The 15,143-nt window shown below is 34.0% G+C and carries 16 protein-coding genes; 5 read left to right on the top strand and 11 right to left on the bottom strand.

What is annotated here, in order from left to right; translation table 11 throughout:
• Positions 1–59 precede the first annotated feature (59 nt).
• Positions 60–986, top strand: coding sequence for a carbohydrate kinase family protein (locus tag C3L50_RS06635; RefSeq protein ID WP_103805379.1), 927 nt, complete (start codon positions 60–62; stop codon positions 984–986).
• A gap of 6 nt (positions 987–992) precedes the next feature.
• The gene (locus C3L50_RS06630; RefSeq protein ID WP_103805378.1) at positions 993–2,726 is read left to right on the top strand and encodes an alpha-amylase family glycosyl hydrolase; all 1,734 of its coding nucleotides are present in this window, start codon (positions 993–995) and stop codon (positions 2,724–2,726) included.
• Here the strand turns inward: C3L50_RS06630 and C3L50_RS06625 are convergent.
• Together C3L50_RS06625 and aat are read right to left on the bottom strand one after the other, a co-directional pair.
• Positions 2,723–3,511 (bottom strand): MOSC domain-containing protein, encoded by a 789-nt coding sequence (locus tag C3L50_RS06625; protein ID WP_103805377.1) that lies wholly within the window; start codon positions 3,509–3,511, stop codon positions 2,723–2,725. The two genes, C3L50_RS06630 and C3L50_RS06625, sit on opposite strands and share 4 nt — an antisense overlap.
• Entirely contained in the window at positions 3,508–4,152 is a 645-nt protein-coding gene (aat, locus tag C3L50_RS06620) for a leucyl/phenylalanyl-tRNA--protein transferase (RefSeq protein ID WP_103805376.1), read from the bottom strand. Before aat ends, C3L50_RS06625 begins: the two co-directional genes overlap by 4 nt.
• A 66-nt stretch (positions 4,153–4,218) precedes the next feature.
• On the opposite strand from aat, the gene C3L50_RS06615 reads away from it, so the two are divergent.
• Positions 4,219–4,956, top strand: a complete 738-nt coding sequence (locus C3L50_RS06615; RefSeq protein ID WP_103805375.1) for a phosphatase PAP2 family protein — start codon at positions 4,219–4,221, stop codon at positions 4,954–4,956.
• A 55-nt stretch (positions 4,957–5,011) separates the two neighbouring features.
• On the opposite strand, the gene C3L50_RS06610 is transcribed toward C3L50_RS06615, so the two are convergent.
• Positions 5,012–5,389, bottom strand: a complete 378-nt coding sequence (locus tag C3L50_RS06610; RefSeq protein ID WP_103805374.1) for a DUF3127 domain-containing protein — start codon at positions 5,387–5,389, stop codon at positions 5,012–5,014.
• Positions 5,390–5,575: 186 nt separating this feature from the next.
• Here C3L50_RS06610 and C3L50_RS06605 point away from each other — a divergent pair, with 186 nt between their 5' ends.
• Positions 5,576–6,721: a sensor histidine kinase gene (locus tag C3L50_RS06605; protein WP_103805373.1), complete on the top strand. Its 1,146-nt coding sequence runs from the start codon at positions 5,576–5,578 to the stop codon at positions 6,719–6,721.
• A 47-nt stretch (positions 6,722–6,768) separates the two neighbouring features.
• Here the strand turns inward: C3L50_RS06605 and C3L50_RS06600 are convergent, their stop codons facing one another.
• Both C3L50_RS06600 and greA read right to left on the bottom strand, forming a co-directional pair.
• The gene (locus C3L50_RS06600; RefSeq protein ID WP_103805372.1) at positions 6,769–7,155 is read right to left on the bottom strand and encodes an HIT family protein; all 387 of its coding nucleotides are present in this window, start codon (positions 7,153–7,155) and stop codon (positions 6,769–6,771) included.
• Between the two features lie 99 nt (positions 7,156–7,254).
• The gene (gene greA / locus C3L50_RS06595; protein ID WP_103805553.1) at positions 7,255–7,731 is read right to left on the bottom strand and encodes a transcription elongation factor GreA; all 477 of its coding nucleotides are present in this window, start codon (positions 7,729–7,731) and stop codon (positions 7,255–7,257) included.
• A 166-nt stretch (positions 7,732–7,897) separates the two neighbouring features.
• On the opposite strand from greA, the gene C3L50_RS06590 reads away from it, so the two are divergent.
• Positions 7,898–8,347, top strand: coding sequence for a Rieske (2Fe-2S) protein (locus C3L50_RS06590; protein WP_103805371.1), 450 nt, complete (start codon positions 7,898–7,900; stop codon positions 8,345–8,347).
• A 61-nt stretch (positions 8,348–8,408) separates the two neighbouring features.
• Here the strand turns inward: C3L50_RS06590 and C3L50_RS06585 are convergent, their stop codons facing one another.
• From C3L50_RS06585 to C3L50_RS06560, 6 genes are all read right to left on the bottom strand, one after another.
• On the bottom strand, positions 8,409–10,571 hold the full coding sequence (locus tag C3L50_RS06585) for a TonB-dependent receptor (RefSeq protein ID WP_103805370.1): 2,163 nt from the start codon (positions 10,569–10,571) through the stop codon (positions 8,409–8,411).
• A gap of 236 nt (positions 10,572–10,807) precedes the next feature.
• A complete protein-coding gene (arfB, locus tag C3L50_RS06580; RefSeq protein ID WP_103805369.1) occupies positions 10,808–11,209 on the bottom strand; it encodes an alternative ribosome rescue aminoacyl-tRNA hydrolase ArfB in 402 nt (133 codons plus the stop codon).
• A 2-nt stretch (positions 11,210–11,211) separates the two neighbouring features.
• Positions 11,212–13,332, bottom strand: a complete 2,121-nt coding sequence (locus tag C3L50_RS06575) for a DUF4301 family protein (RefSeq protein WP_103805368.1) — start codon at positions 13,330–13,332, stop codon at positions 11,212–11,214.
• Positions 13,290–13,916, bottom strand: coding sequence for a nicotinamide riboside transporter PnuC (gene pnuC / locus C3L50_RS06570; protein WP_103805367.1), 627 nt, complete (start codon positions 13,914–13,916; stop codon positions 13,290–13,292). The genes C3L50_RS06575 and pnuC overlap by 43 nt, the downstream gene beginning before the upstream one ends.
• The gene (locus C3L50_RS06565; RefSeq protein WP_103805366.1) at positions 13,917–14,639 is read right to left on the bottom strand and encodes a geranylgeranylglyceryl/heptaprenylglyceryl phosphate synthase; all 723 of its coding nucleotides are present in this window, start codon (positions 14,637–14,639) and stop codon (positions 13,917–13,919) included. It lies immediately after the preceding gene.
• Positions 14,640–14,644: 5 nt separating this feature from the next.
• Entirely contained in the window at positions 14,645–15,121 is a 477-nt protein-coding gene (locus tag C3L50_RS06560) for a TspO/MBR family protein (protein ID WP_103805365.1), read from the bottom strand.
• Between the last annotated feature and the right edge of the window lie 22 nt (positions 15,122–15,143).

Below are 15,143 nucleotides of genomic sequence, written 5' to 3'. Positions count from 1 at the left end.
CATTTTACAAGAGGAAAATACAGCGTTAAATTATTTGTAATTACTTAAAAACTAAAAAAATGAATACTATAGACATCCTTTGTGTTGGCGAGGTTCTTGTAGATTTTATTGGACATCAAACAGGAGTTCTCATCAACAACACCAGAGATTACCATAGATATATTGGAGGCTCTCCTACTAATGTTGCTATGAATGCTGCTCGATTAGGTTTGAATGCCACAATGATTGCCTCGGTTGGAAACGATGGTTTTGGAGACTATATTTTTGAAAGATTATCGAATGTTGGCGTAGATACAACTCACATAAAATCGTTAGATGACAAATCGACTAGTGTCATTTTTGTTTCTAGATCCGATGGAACACCCGATTTCATTCCGTATCGTGAAGCCGATTCGTATCTTTATGAAGAGCAAATTTCAACAGATACCCTATCCAAAACTAAAATATTTCACACCACTTGTTTTGCTTTAAGCAAAAATCCTGCACAAGAACTCATTTTAAAAAAGGCAGAAGAAGCCTTTCATTTAGGTTGCAAATTGAGCATCGATTTGAATTATGCCAAAAAACTTTGGAACAGTCAAGCCGAAGCTTTACAAGTAATTAAAACCTATTGCAAGTTTAATCCCTTAATCAAAATCAGCGAAGATGATATGCTGCGTCTTTTTGAAAAAGAACTGCCACACGATGAAATTTTTGATTTTTTTCATAATGAAGGAGTAGAAACAGTTTGCCTGACATTAGGAAGCAAAGGCGTTAAATTATCTCAAAAAGGACAAGAAGTGATTGAAATGCCAGCCATTAAAATTGATGAAGTGGTTGATACCACTGGGGCTGGAGACGCTTTTTGGTCGGGATTTTTATTTGCCTACATCAAGAAAAAAAACGTTACAGAATGCTTGGATGTCGCTTTAAAATTAGCGGCTTTAAAACTTCAAAATGTGGGACGATTGCCAGATAACATCAATATTTTATCTAATCTTTTATAAAATACTATGCTACAGAACGACAAAATAATCGCAAATGGTGTTATGCTTAACGGCTATCCCGATAGCATTGGAGAAAAATTAAGTGACACAATAAAGATGCTTCAAATGCCCGAATTTGATGGTGTGTTTTCTTTGTATTATGTATTACCCACCTTTTTTAATAGCGATTTAGACCGAGGTTTTTCTATTATTGATTATAATATTAACCAAGATTTAGTTAACACTGAAGATTTAAAGACTTTAAACAAACTCCATATAAAGCTGAAGTTTGACATTGTTTTAAATCATCTTTCGGTAGCATCTCCACAATTTAAAGACTTGCTCAAAAACGGAAATCAATCCAAGTACAAAGACTTTTTCATCAATTGGAACGAATTCTGGCAAGGAAATGGAATGGAGAATGAAGAAGGCATCATCATTCCGAATCAAGATTTTCTGAATAAATTATTTATGAGAAAATCGGGTTTACCTACATTAAAAGTCCGTTTTCCTGACGGAACAGAACAACCGTATTGGAATACCTTTTATCAACAGATAACCTATGCAAAAATCACCACTTCTGATTTAGAAACTTTAAAATTAACACCCGAACAACATGAATTTATTTGCAAAAAAGTAAATGATGCCATAGAAAAAAATGAAGATTTTAGCAGTATTAATTTTGAAAACTACACTAATTTAAAAGCTGAAATAATACAAATTGTAGAACAACATCGTTCGTATCTCGGGCAAATGGATGTGAACGCCGCATCGCCATTGGTTTGGGAATTTTATGAAGAAACCCTAAAAAAGTTAAGTCAATATGGTTGCGAAATTCTTCGTTTAGATGCTTTTGCTTATTTGCACAAACAAATTGGCGAATCCAATTTTTTCAACAAACCCGGTACTTGGGACTATTTAGAACGCATTAAACAAATAGCTACCAAAAATAATTTAATGCTTTTGCCTGAAATTCACGCTGAATACGGATTGCATCTGCACGACGAAGTGGCCAATGAAGGCTATCCCATTTATGATTTTTTCTTACCCGGATTGACAATACACACCATTGAAAACAAAACTAGTAAAGCATTACTTTCTTGGGCAAAAGAAATTATTTCCAAAGGATATAAAACAGTAAATATGCTGGGTTGCCACGATGGAATTCCTGTTTTGGATTTAAAAGGAAAAGAAGTTAATGGTCAATACAATAAAGGTTTATTAGAAGATAATGAAATCGAAGGTATTATGAATACCATCATAGAACGTGGTGGTCGCGTGAAAAATCTCTATGATCCTGCAGGGAACAAAATTTCATATTATCAAGTAAACGCTACTTTTTTTAGTGCATTGGGAGAGGACGAACAAAAGTTGCTATTAGCCAGAGCCATACAATTATTTATGCCTGGAATTCCACAAGTTTGGTATTTGGATCTTTTTGCTGGAAAAAATAATTATGAAGCTGCCGATAACGGCGGTAGTGCAGGTCATAAAGAAATAAACCGCACCACATTGACTATGGAAGCCATTGAAGAAGGGCTAAAAACAGCAATTGTAAAAAATCAGCTTGAAATCATTAGACTCAGAAATACTTCGAATGCTTTTTTGGGAACAGTCACCATAAACGATGCTTTTGAAGACAGAATTGACATTAAATGGACAAACGACACAACCATAGCCCATCTTGAAGCAAACCTAAAAACCTATAATTTCACGATTCATCATATTGAAAATAGCATCACAAAAGAAATGAATTTTTAGAAATTCACAACATCTCCAACAGCAATAATCCCTTCATTCAAACAGAATATATTGGTTCCAAAATAAACATTATTATTCGACGTTCGGTAGGTGCTTAAGGTTTTTAACGGTTCTTTAGCAACTTTTGCCGTTGCAGGATTATTGTTGACCATCACGCATCTGCCGCAAGGTTTGGCGTTTTTAAATTGTACATTTCCAATTTGAAAGGTATCAAAAAAATCTTCTTCGTGAGCGGTTAAACTACTAATAACAATATTGGGTCTGAATCGTTTAATGCTCACTTTTTCTTCCAATCTTTCGTTTAAAAATTCCAAACTTTTAGAGCCAATTAGCAAATATGGAAAAGCGTCGGCAAGGCTCACATTCAAGGTTTGATTCAATCGGGAACTGCTGTGTTTTCGATCACCATTATTTAAAATTTTAACCAATTTACAACTAAAACCCAAAGCATCGCTAAACCATTGGGAAGTCAATTTACTTATTTCAACAACTTGAGTATCATCGTCCCAAACTTTCGAAAAAATAGGTTTTTCTATATGTTCATCCATAAAAAATTCGTGGGTTGAATCCTGATGCGAAATGGTTATTTTACCTTCGTTAATCTCGGGATAAAACTGACTTAAATTAGGGTGTTCGCGCTGAGTAATCAATTCATTATTCTGATCAATCAACATCCATCTGCGGTCATTTTCGAAACCCATTTCTTGTGCTTTGGCGCTGGAAACAGCAATACCTGCAAGACTTTTGATGGGATAAATGTATAATTCGGTTACGATATAACTCATAATGATTTACTTTTTAGTATTTTCATAAAATCAATTCTGTCAATTTCTCGACAGCCTAAACTTTCCAAATGTTCGTTATAAACCTGACAGTCTAAAAGTTTATAATTATTGGCTTTTAATTGATCGACCAAAGCAATAAAAGCCACTTTAGAAGCATTTGAAACTTTGGAAAACATACTTTCTCCACAGAAAATATGTCCCAAATCGATGCCGTACAAACCGCCAACTAATTCCTCGTTTTGCCAAACTTCGACTGATTTGGCAATGCCCATTTCATTTAATTTGCAATACCCTTCAATCATATCATTAGTAATCCAAGTTCCGTTTTGACCGTTGCGTTTTATGTTTTGACAATTGGAAATAACGGCTCTAAAATTCTGATTGAAAGTAACTTTAAAAATATTCCGATTCAGGATGTTTCGCATACTTTTGGAAACCACCAATTCGTCCAAAAATAAAACCATTCTAGGATTGGGCGACCACCAAATAATAGGTTCATCGTCTTCAAACCAAGGAAAAATGCCGCTTTGGTAAGCCAATAATAATCGTTTTGGAGACAAATCGCCGCCAATAGCAAGAATTCCATCGTCATTGGCTTCGGAAACGGGAGGGAAAAATAATTCTTGGGTTAATAAATACATAGTTTGAAACAAAAGTATAAATTTGGCAAAGCTAATTTACATTTAAAAAAATCAATCTTAAAATCTATGAAATCAAAACTTGTTATTATTGTATTTTTATTATTGGTTTTCATAGGAAATGCGCAAACCAAAGATTCTATTTCAAGCCTAAAACCCAAAGAAAAAATAACTTACAAACAACTTATTGCTCCCGCTGCCCTGATAACCACAGGAACCTTGCTTTTGAACACTAAACTGAATGATGATTTACAAAAGAATGCTAACAAATTGTTTGGCGACAATTTTCATACTTCGGCTGATAATTATCTTCAATTTGTTCCTGTTGCTCAAATTTATTTAGGAAAGACCTTTGGATTTCAACCCAAAAACAATTTCAAACAGCAAACCATTAATATAGTCGTTGCCAATTTGATTATGGGAACCACTGTTTTCGCCCTAAAAAATACTACCAACCAAGAAAGACCCGATCAATCCGATAATTTAAGTTTTCCTTCAGGCCACACGGCACTAGCTTTTACCAACGCTTCTTTATTATATTACGAATACAAAGATTCAAATTTGTGGTATGCTAGTAGCGGATTTTTGTTTGCCACAGCAACTGGAGTTCTTAGAATTGCTAACAACAAACATTATACTTCGGATGTTCTTGCCGGAGCTGGAATCGGATTAGCATCAGGATTGATTGTTTCCTATTGGAATCCGTTTCATTCGATGACTTTGGGTAAAAAGAAAAAAACAACGGCCTTTGTTTATCCCCAAATTGGAAGTCAAATCGGGATGGGAGCATTAATTCAGTTGAATTAATTTCGTCAAAGTCCAAAAAAAATCCTTGAAAATTTCAAGGATTTTTTAGTTTTATTTAGAACGGTAAATCGTCTGGTTCATCTTCGTTGATGCTTGTTGCTGGCGGAAATGCTGCAGCGGCAGGTATTGGTGGCGCTGGAGCCGCAGGAGCTTCTGCTTGTGCTTTTGCTATTCTCCATCCTTGAATAGTATTAAAATAAACGGTTTCTCCTTGTGGATTAGTCCATTCACGACCTCTTAAATTAATGTCAATTTTTACAGCTTCGCCTACTTGATAATTATTCAACAAATCACATTTGTCTTGAACAAACTGAACCAAAATATGTTGTGGATATTGTTCGTCAGTTGTAACAACAACATCTCTTTTTTTGAAACCCGATGACCCAACCTCTTTGGTTTGATCAATCATTTTGATTTTCCCTATAACTTCCATCTTAATTTTTTATTTTTTTTGTGATACACAAATATAGTATTTTATCAGTTAGTTTCAAATTAAATACAATTTTCAGAAAATATTTTAATTCGATTGTTTTCGGATATTCTCTAAAAAGAATAACTCCCAAATAAACACAATCATACTTAAATTATTTCGTTATATTTATGCCTCAAAAATTAATTTATGCAGTTTTCCAAAAGTAGAAACACCAGTCGTTGGATTATTATTTTTGCTTCCTTTTTTATTATTTCATTAATACTTTGGAACACCTATACTTTTTTTCAGATTTTCAAACACGAAGAACGATTGAAAATGAGTCTTTGGGCCAATGCTGAAAAAATTCTAATCAATGCTGGAGAAAACACTGACTTAGAACTTCCCCTTCAAATTTTCAGCAACAATACTTCTATTCCGATTATGCTAACGGAGAACGACAGCATCATCAATTCTAAAAATATAGACGAGAAAATTATTGAGGATAAAAAAAGAGCAAATGCCTTTTTGTCTGGACTAAAAAATGAAAACGACCCCATCATTATTGAATATGTGCCCGGAAAATTTCAAAAAATATATTATGGAGATTCAGAGTTATTGAAAAAACTCAAATATTATCCTATTGCTTTATTACTCATCATTATCTTGTTTGCAGCATTGGTTTATAATTTTTATAAGAGTACCAAAATGGCAACTCAAAACAAGCTTTGGGCAGGAATGGCCAAAGAAACTGCGCATCAAATTGGCACACCATTGACATCATTAGTAGGCTGGGTCGAAATTCTTAAATCTGAAAATATCGATAAATCGACAACCGATGAAATCGAGAAAGATATTGAACGCTTGCAAACCATCACCGAACGTTTTTCGAAAATTGGCTCAGAACCTAAACTCGAAAACAGAGATATTGTTGAAGAAACCCATCAATCGTATAAATATTTGCAATCCCGATTTTCAAAACAAGTGGAGTTCTCATTCAAAGGTCCTGATAATCCAATATTTGCTTCTTTCAATCCCACTTTACACGGCTGGACAATAGAAAATCTTGTAAAAAATGCTATTGACGCCATGAAAGGTCGCGGAAAGTTATCTGTTTCTGTTGAAGAAGAGGGCGAATTTGTAAAAATAAAAGTATCGGATACAGGAAGTGGAATTCCAAAAAACCAATACAAAAGCGTCTTCGAACCTGGTTTTACGACCAAAAAAAGAGGTTGGGGTTTAGGACTTTCGCTAACCAAAAGAATTGTCGAAGAGTACCATAAAGGAACAATAAAAGTCTTGCATTCTGAAATTGGAAAAGGAACGACAATGCAAGTGAGTATTCTAAAAAATTGATTTGTCGTGTTTTAGTTTAGTGTTTTTTATTTTACAACTCACTTTCCTTACAAATTAGCCTGAATTTCCTTAGCCAAAACTTCAAATTCTTCTTTAGTCAAATTCACTTTATGTTTGAATGTCATTTCTCGCATTTCGTTCAAAGGAATCAAATGAACGTGAGCGTGTGGCACTTCAAGTCCTATGACAGTCATTCCAATTCTATCGCAAGGAACTGTTTTTTTGAGTGCTGCTGCAATTTTTTTGGAGAACTGCATTAGCCCAAGATAAGTAGTGTCATCGAGATCGAATAATTTATCTATTTCTTGTTTTGGAACACATAAAGTATGTCCTTTTGCATTTGGATTAATATCCAAAAAAGCAAAGAAATTTTCGTCCTCGGCTATTTTGTAGCAAGGAATTTCTCCGTTTATGATTTTAGTAAAAACTGTCATTTTTAATAAATTTACTATTTTGTTTAAAATAGTTTAAAGGTTTAAACTTCTAAAAACAACTTAAACCTTCAAACAATTTTTAAACTCTTAAACAAAAAATTAGTCTCTCGAAACTTCTAATATTTCAAATTTCAGAACACCGTTTGGGACTGTGATTTCAGCAACTTCTCCAACAGATTTTCCCAACAAACCTCGACCAATTGGTGAAGTCACAGAGATTTTTCCGGTCTTCAAATCAGCTTCACTTTCGGCCACAAGTGTGTATTTCATTTCCATTCCATTGGTTTGGTTCTTGATTTTCACGTTCGATAATACCAAAACTTTTGACATATCTAATTGAGTTTCGTCAATTAATCTCGCATTCGAATGTACTTCTTCTAGCTTAGCAATTCGCATTTCCAACATTCCTTGTGCCTCTTTGGCAGCATCGTATTCGGCATTTTCGGATAAATCGCCTTTATCTCTTGCATCTGCTATATCTTGAGATGCTTTTGGACGCATCACGCTTTTTAAATAGTCTAGTTCGTCTCTTAATTTTTTTAATCCTTCGGCTGTGTAATAAGATACTTTCGTCATAACTTCATCATTTATATAAAATAGAAAAAATCCCATCAGGACGGGATTTCTTTTCACAAAGATAGTACTATTTTTATTTTAATCTATAAATATAAGTTAAACATATCCATTTAAAAACTAAATAAATTAAATTTGTCTGACTAATAAATCAATTATATTCTGAATAATGAAAAAATATCTTCTTCTCTTGATTGCCTTTCCATTGCTTTTTGGTTGCGACACGAATTCTACGAATAACAACAATCCTTACATCCCGAATTACTCTTTTACTCTTGATATTAACATGAGTTTGCCTGCTTATTCCAGTCTAAAATTCGTGAGTAATGCTGTTTATTACCCAAGTCAAGGCGCTAGAGGTTTGTATATTTTCAATACTGGAAGTGGTTATGTTGCCTTTGATGGTGCTTGTCCTAACCAAGCATTGACAAGTTGTTCTACAATGAATTTCAAAAAATTAGACCCTAATGACCCATTAAAAATTGACAAAACAACAATTGTTTGCCCTTGCGACAACGCAGAATACAGTTTGTTTTCAGGTCAAAGTGCTGGCAAACAATATCCATTGAAGCAATATCGCGTGGAGGTTAACGGAGAAGTATTACGCATTTACAATTAGCAAAAAAATCCTGACAGTTTGAAATAACTGCCAGGATTCAACAAAGCATTATAAAAATAATCTAAAACTTCAAAGTCATTCCTGCCAAGAAATTAATTCCTGATTGAGGATAATAATACGGATAGACATCCCACATATAGCCATTTGACACATATTTCTTGTTCAACATATTATTGACCAAACCTGTTAAAACTATTTCTTTGAAAATGGTTTTAGGTTTTATGGAATATACAATGTTAAGATCGTTGACAAAATAATCTGGCAATCTGGATTCTACTGAATCAAAATTGTTCATAAACTGATCTCCAACAAATTTTTGCAACAACGAAATATGCAATTGCTCTATTGGAGAATACACTAGAATATTTCCGAAAATTACCGAAGGTGAATAAGCAATATTAGTGGTTACATCTCCTAACCCAATATTCATATCGACATTTTTATTATCACTCAAAGTAAAATTAGGTCGAATAATAAACTTTTTAGACAATTGAATTGTTGCATCAACTTCTAACCCCAAACGGTAACTTGTATCGCTGTTAGAACGAATTGGACTTCCTACATCGTCTAGTTTTCCAGTCAAAATCAGTTGGTCTTTGTAGGCCATATAATAAATATTTGTATTGATTTTTACTTTCTCAGCATTCCATCTCCAGCCCAATTCATAGTCATTTAGCTTTTCAGGTTTGGGGTTTCCATTTTCATAATCGGTTCGATTCGGCTCGCGATTGGCTCTTGCGTAGGAGAAATACAATTTGTTCTTTGCATCAATATCATAATTCAAACCTGCCTTTGGATTGAAGAAAGTAAAGGTATCATCGACTGTTCCTGTTTCCCAACTGTTGGCTTTGTAAGTTACATTTCGCAGTTGTAAATCACCAAACAAACTTATTTTTGGGGTGATTTGATAATTGGCTTTAGCAAAAATATTTCCGTCGGTTTTGGTTGCTTGATCTTCATAATAACGGTCGCCCAATTCGCTTTGCGAAGCATATCTAGCCCAAATTACTTTGCCAAAATGCACGCCTTCGTATTTGTTCCATCCACCGCCAAGAATTACATCCAGTTTTTCACTTTTGTAATTAGCTGAAAAAGTAGTGCCATAAAAATCGTTATCCAACCATTTCTGACGTACCAAATCGGTTGTATTTATGGTTGTCCCGCCAATAACAATTGGAGTTAATCCATAACTCGAAAATTTAGCATCTTCTTTATAGTTTTCATAATATCCTTTCCCTTTGGTATAATGAAACGCTAGATTGGTACTCCAATTTTCGGATAGCTTTTCGTTCCAATGCAATTGATAATGGTCTTGCTTATAATTATCGGTTTCATTGTCATAAAAACGAGTTTTTCCTGCTTCGTCAGTATATATTCCTGCCGAGTTGAAAGTTCTATCAGTTGCCATTGTTGCAGCATCAATTCCGTTCCAAGATTGGTATGTTTTTTCAGTTCCTCCAAAAACCAAAGCTTTGATTAAGGTTGTATTTCCGATATAGGTTCCTTGCAGAAAATAGGATTTCAAATTAGAACTGGCTCTATCAATATATCCATCAGATTTTAATACAGACAAACGTCCTGCCATTTCAAAATGGTTGTTCAATAAACCTGTACTGAATTTTACTGTGTTTTTATTAGTATTAAAACTCCCTAATGAACTTGAAATTTCGGCTGTTGCTTTTTTAGAATACGTTTCAGTCAGCATATTCAAACTGGCTCCAAAAGCTCCAGCACCATTAGTAGAAGTTCCAACTCCGCGTTGCAATTGAATACTTTCTAATGAAGAAGCAAAATCGGGCATATTGACCCAATAGGTTCCGTGGCTTTCAGAATCGTTATAAGGTATTCCGTTGATGGTCACGTTTACCCGAGTGGCATCGCTACCACGAACTCGAATTCCGGTATAACCCACACCATTTCCAGCATCGGAGGTGGTCACTACTGAGGGCAAATAGTTCATCAAAATAGGAATATCTTGCCCTAAATTTCGGGTTTTAATTTCCTTTTTGTCTAGATTACTAAAAGAAACAGGCGTTTTTGTAGTTACACGAACTGCAGAGACCAAAACTTCGTCAAGTTGATTGACTTTAGTAGTGTCTTTTGGTTTTTCTTGTGCAGTAGAGAAAATAGAAGTTAGAACAAAGAAACTAGATGTTATAAAAAGTTTGGACTTTGGACTTTGGACTTTGGACTTTAGTCTTTGTAAATAAAATAAATGGTTCATCCGTAAATAGTTTTACGAATAAAAGGGGGAATTATTCTTTTGTTAAATTAATAAATGATTGTTGTTCCAGACTTTTCGGATGACGTGCACTTCATCTTTATTTCTGTTTTCCCTTAACAGCATTACCTGTTCAGGTTCTATGGGTATAATCTCAGCTCGTTATTTAGAGCACCCCTTTGAGACGACGCAAACTTAAATATAAATTATGAATTATGAATTATTAGTTGGCAAAAAAATTAAAAATCAGGTTTCCGGCGCGACTTTTTAATTTCAGAAATATGATTTTTGTCCTTCATTCGTTTTCTAATCACCGATTTAGGGATTTTTGTGGCTTTTCTAATTTTTGGAACTACGAGGCCAGCGGTAATAATATCCAGAAACCTTTTGATAACAATGGCTTTGTTTTTGAGCTGACTTCGATCTTCGTCACAATTCAAAATCAAAATAGTATCAGAAGTTAATCTTGATGCCAATTTGAATTCTAACAGTGCTTTTTCATCTTCTGACAAAGCTTGCGAATTTTTCAAATCGAATGACAAGACCACTTTTGAGGACACTTTATTCACATTTTGACCTCCGGCTCCACTACTGCGAACCGCTTTGAACTGTAATTCGGATATGATTTTCTCTGGTTCCAAAACTATTGTGGTTGATGTGCTGTTTTTAATAAATCATTGACTGTTTTCACTGGATTGAAGGTAATCAAAGGCACTTCAACAAAAACAGTGATCCATTTTGCCATCGCACCATTCCACAAACCAGGCAATTCATAGCTTTTTACTATCTTACCGTAACTATTTTTTTCGACAATAAAACCGCTATTATGATCTATAAATTGAGTCAGATCAAATTTCTCATTTTTATAATTGCGGATTCCACAAACCAAATCTACAGGATTAAAATGAGTGGAACTCGACAGTATTTTTACTTGATTTTCATTAACCAAATCCACTTGTGAGGTTTCAACAATTTGCAAGGAATGATTTCCTCTGTTATCCCTAACCCAAAAAGGGCCTCCACCAGCTTCACCTTCGTTTTTTACCATTCCGCAAACACGAATGGGTCGATCCAGAATGGTTTTTAGGTAATCAATTTTATATTCTAACTTGTATTTTCTAAAATTTTCTTCTAATTCAATATTCAATTCATTAGTGGCAAAAGCAACAATTTCATTTAAATCATCTTCTTGAAAGTGATCCATTTCATTCAAATACCTAAAAACTTGTTGTTGCAATTCCGTCAAAATTCCCGCCAATGCTTTTTTGTACATTTCGATACTCTTGATGCGATTTTGAGCAACATTGTCTATGTTTTTAATAAAAACAATATCAGCTCCAAGACTATTTAAATTTTCAATTAAGGCTCCGTGGCCTCCAGGTCTGAAAAGCAATTTTCCATTTTCTTCTCTGAATGGTTTGTTGTTTAGATTAACAGCTATCGTATCTGTACTTTTATTTTGAAAAGAATAATGCGTTTCTATTGCTATTCCCGATTCCTTTTCAACTTTCTTTTTGGTGTTTTTTTCGATGTCTTCAAATAGCATTTTATGCGATTCAGAAACTGTAAAATGCAAACTTGCTTTTCCATTCGAACTAGAATAATTAGCACATTCATAGAAATGTTCCTCTATTGCTGTTGCAATATGAGCGGTGTATCTATGAAAGGGAAGAACTCCTTTTGGTTTATTAGCAAAATCAAAATAATCGGGTGAGAGCAGGTATTTTATAAAATAATAATTTTTATAATCTCTTTCTAAACTGTCAAAATTGGGAAACTTAGATTTTAATTTTAAATAGACGGTTTCAAAGAATGGAAATTTATTCATCCCAACAATAAAGATGGATAATTCGCTAGCTTTTTTTCTGTTAATATAGGCATTGATGGTTTCTTTTTCGATGTCAAATTCATTCAAAAATTCATTCAAAAATTTAAACATTCTGCTGGCGGCACCTGATGCAGGAACAAATTTTTCTAATTTAAAATTCGCTTTATTAGCATCAAAAAAATCGGCTTTTGCTTGAAAATCTTTTTCCGAAAGTTTCAAAATGCCTTTAGAAACCATTGCAGGCTCTACCAAAATTGCTTTTGAAATTCCGTTTTTAAATAAATCCAATTGACTTATAATGTTATCTATAGAAATTCCGTGTTCGAAAATTTGAACAAAATCATGGGAAGAAAGCCCCATTTTTTTAGCTTTTGCCAAATCATCAACAATCTGAATAGCTTTTTCTAAACGCTGCTTTTTAGTGCCAGAAATAGTAATAAAAGGTTTATTGTTATCTATTAACGATTGTTTGAAAACCGAAAAAACAGTTGCACGACCTTCAGGTTTGTCCCTCAAATCGTCTTTTTCCCAAGGCACATCAATATCGGTAAGAAAAAACAAATCGTACTCATGTTTTCGAGCTGCTTTGTCTAATAATGGGTCACAAAAGTTGTAATATACTTCCGAAAACACTTTGGTTACCATCAAATTGGTATCACAAAAAAGGAATTTATTAGCCGAAACAAGACTTTGGTTTTCTAAATTCAATTGACCATAAGCAATAGGCAACATATCGTTTACATCACAAATTTGTCCAGAAGTATCCCATTTCTCTTGTAGATAATCACGGGCAAATTCAGGAACAAATGCCGTCTGAAAATGCTCGGCAAGTTCTTTTGCCAAAGTAGTCTTCCCCGTAGATTCGGGGCCAAATAGGGCAATTTTAAGTATTGCTAAATCTCCTTTATTTGAGAGTTGTTTAAGTTTTTTTTCCATTCTAAATAACCATAAATGGCAACAATTGTGAATATTAAATACTGAAAACTCGTAAAAGTAAACCCTTTTGAAAAATACAAAGGAATGGAAATGATGTCACCAATAATCCAATATAACCAATTTTCGATTTTTCTTTTAGCCATCAACCACATTCCTACGAAAAAAATTCCCGTTAGGAAGGTATCTACATAAGCATACCAAGTGGTAAATTTGTCGAAATAGTGATACACCAAAACTACAAATGTGACCGTAAATATAAAAATAATTAGGCTCATTCGTTTCTCAGCCCTCGAAATTACCGAAATTGGGAATTCAACAACATCTCCTTTTTTTCTTGTCCAATGATACCAACCGTAAATACTCATTATGAAATAATACCCATTAATCATCATATCGCCCCACAAAACCCATTTCCACAGCAAATAAACATAGATTGATGTACTGACTAATCCTGTTGGGAATACCAAAATATTGTCTTTTTTGGCATACCAAACACTGAGTAAACCAAAAATCACCGCGACGATTTCTAAAGTAATATCCAAGGTGGAATAGGTTGCATATTGCGAAAAAAAGTACTCTATCATCTACGCATTTGAATTAAAAAAATCTATATTATTTTCAAAAGCTGTTCCAATCACCACCAAATCGGCACCCGAATCATAGGCTTTTTGAATTCCAAGCAAATCTACAATTCCACCGCCAACTAGCAACGGGATTTTTATATTTTGAGCTACTTTTTGAATCATTTCTAACGGAACAGCTTGTTTGGCACCACTTCCAGCTTCGAGATAAATTAATTTATTGCCTAATAATTCGCCAGCTTGTGCGGTTTGAACAACATATTCAATATTGTTTCGGTCTAATGGTTTAGTTTTACTAACTCGTTCTACAGCCGTTTTTGTCCCGCTTTCGATGAGAATATACCCAGTAGAAATAATTTCGAGTTGGGTTTTCTTTAAAATCGGAACGGCTTGAACCTGATGTTCGATTAGAAAATCCGGATTTCTACCAGAAATTAAAGACAGGAATAAAATCCCATCGGCTTGACCTGAGATTTGAGATGGATTTCCAGGAAATAACACAACAGGCAAATTACAATTTTGTTTCACTTTTATGATGAGTTCGTCCAAAATATTACTTTCGACAAGACTTCCGCCAATAAAAATATGTGTCGCTGGTGACTGATTTATTTTTTCGATTAATGTTTCTACATTCTTCAAATTGATTTTGTCTGGATCTAGAAGAATGGCGAGCAATTTCTCGTTTTCTAATTTTGATTGTAGAATTTGGCTGTAGAGGTTTTTCATAAATATTATTGATTCAACCACCAAATACTAGCATTCAAAACACTGGCAAAACTCACCCAAAGCAAGTAAGGAATCATTAAATAACCCGCAATTTTATTGATTTTTGAGAATTTAAAATAGGTTTCATAAATCATCAACCAAAGAATTATGATTTCGAGTCCAGCCAACATTGGATTTTTTAAACCAAAAAACAAATAGGACCACAAAGCATTCAATGCCAATTGAACGGCAAAAAACACCAAAGCTTTTTTGACAATTTCTTTTTCAAAATCTATTCGATCCCAAATCAATCCTGCCGCAACTCCCATCATTATGTAAAGCATACTCCAAACGGGAGCAAAAATCCAATTCGGCGGATTAAAGCTAGGTTTTATTAATGTAGGATACCAAGTCGTGATTGCCGAACGCGTAACCACTCCCGAAAAATATCCAACAACTAAACAAGTGGCAACCACAACGAGAATTTTTGAGATTTTATTCATCTTTATTTTTTTTCAAAATTAA

This window comes from Flavobacterium alvei (assembly GCF_002920895.1).
Classification (GTDB): domain Bacteria; phylum Bacteroidota; class Bacteroidia; order Flavobacteriales; family Flavobacteriaceae; genus Flavobacterium; species Flavobacterium alvei.
The sequence above is the reverse complement of the archived record's forward strand: the minus strand, read 5'-3'. Positions and strand labels throughout refer to the sequence as shown.

Bases quoted from the DNA above. Each gene is read 5' to 3' on its own strand.
- pnuC (WP_103805367.1), bottom strand. From the start codon at position 13,916: ATGATAGAGTACTTTTTTTCGCAATATGCAACCTATTCCACCTTGGAT.
- C3L50_RS06615 (WP_103805375.1), top strand. From the start codon at position 4,219: ATGAAATCAAAACTTGTTATTATTGTATTTTTATTATTGGTTTTCATA.
- C3L50_RS06575 (WP_103805368.1), bottom strand. From the start codon at position 13,332: ATGGAAAAAAAACTTAAACAACTCTCAAATAAAGGAGATTTAGCAATA.
- C3L50_RS06625 (WP_103805377.1), bottom strand. From the start codon at position 3,511: ATGAGTTATATCGTAACCGAATTATACATTTATCCCATCAAAAGTCTT.
- C3L50_RS06565 (WP_103805366.1), bottom strand. From the start codon at position 14,639: ATGAAAAACCTCTACAGCCAAATTCTACAATCAAAATTAGAAAACGAG.
- C3L50_RS06585 (WP_103805370.1), bottom strand. From the start codon at position 10,571: ATGAACCATTTATTTTATTTACAAAGACTAAAGTCCAAAGTCCAAAGT.
- C3L50_RS06610 (WP_103805374.1), bottom strand. From the start codon at position 5,389: ATGGAAGTTATAGGGAAAATCAAAATGATTGATCAAACCAAAGAGGTT.
- aat (WP_103805376.1), bottom strand. From the start codon at position 4,152: ATGTATTTATTAACCCAAGAATTATTTTTCCCTCCCGTTTCCGAAGCC.
- C3L50_RS06590 (WP_103805371.1), top strand. From the start codon at position 7,898: ATGAAAAAATATCTTCTTCTCTTGATTGCCTTTCCATTGCTTTTTGGT.
- C3L50_RS06635 (WP_103805379.1), top strand. From the start codon at position 60: ATGAATACTATAGACATCCTTTGTGTTGGCGAGGTTCTTGTAGATTTT.
- C3L50_RS06600 (WP_103805372.1), bottom strand. From the start codon at position 7,155: ATGACAGTTTTTACTAAAATCATAAACGGAGAAATTCCTTGCTACAAA.
- greA (WP_103805553.1), bottom strand. From the start codon at position 7,731: ATGACGAAAGTATCTTATTACACAGCCGAAGGATTAAAAAAATTAAGA.
- C3L50_RS06605 (WP_103805373.1), top strand. From the start codon at position 5,576: ATGCAGTTTTCCAAAAGTAGAAACACCAGTCGTTGGATTATTATTTTT.
- C3L50_RS06630 (WP_103805378.1), top strand. From the start codon at position 993: ATGCTACAGAACGACAAAATAATCGCAAATGGTGTTATGCTTAACGGC.
- C3L50_RS06560 (WP_103805365.1), bottom strand. From the start codon at position 15,121: ATGAATAAAATCTCAAAAATTCTCGTTGTGGTTGCCACTTGTTTAGTT.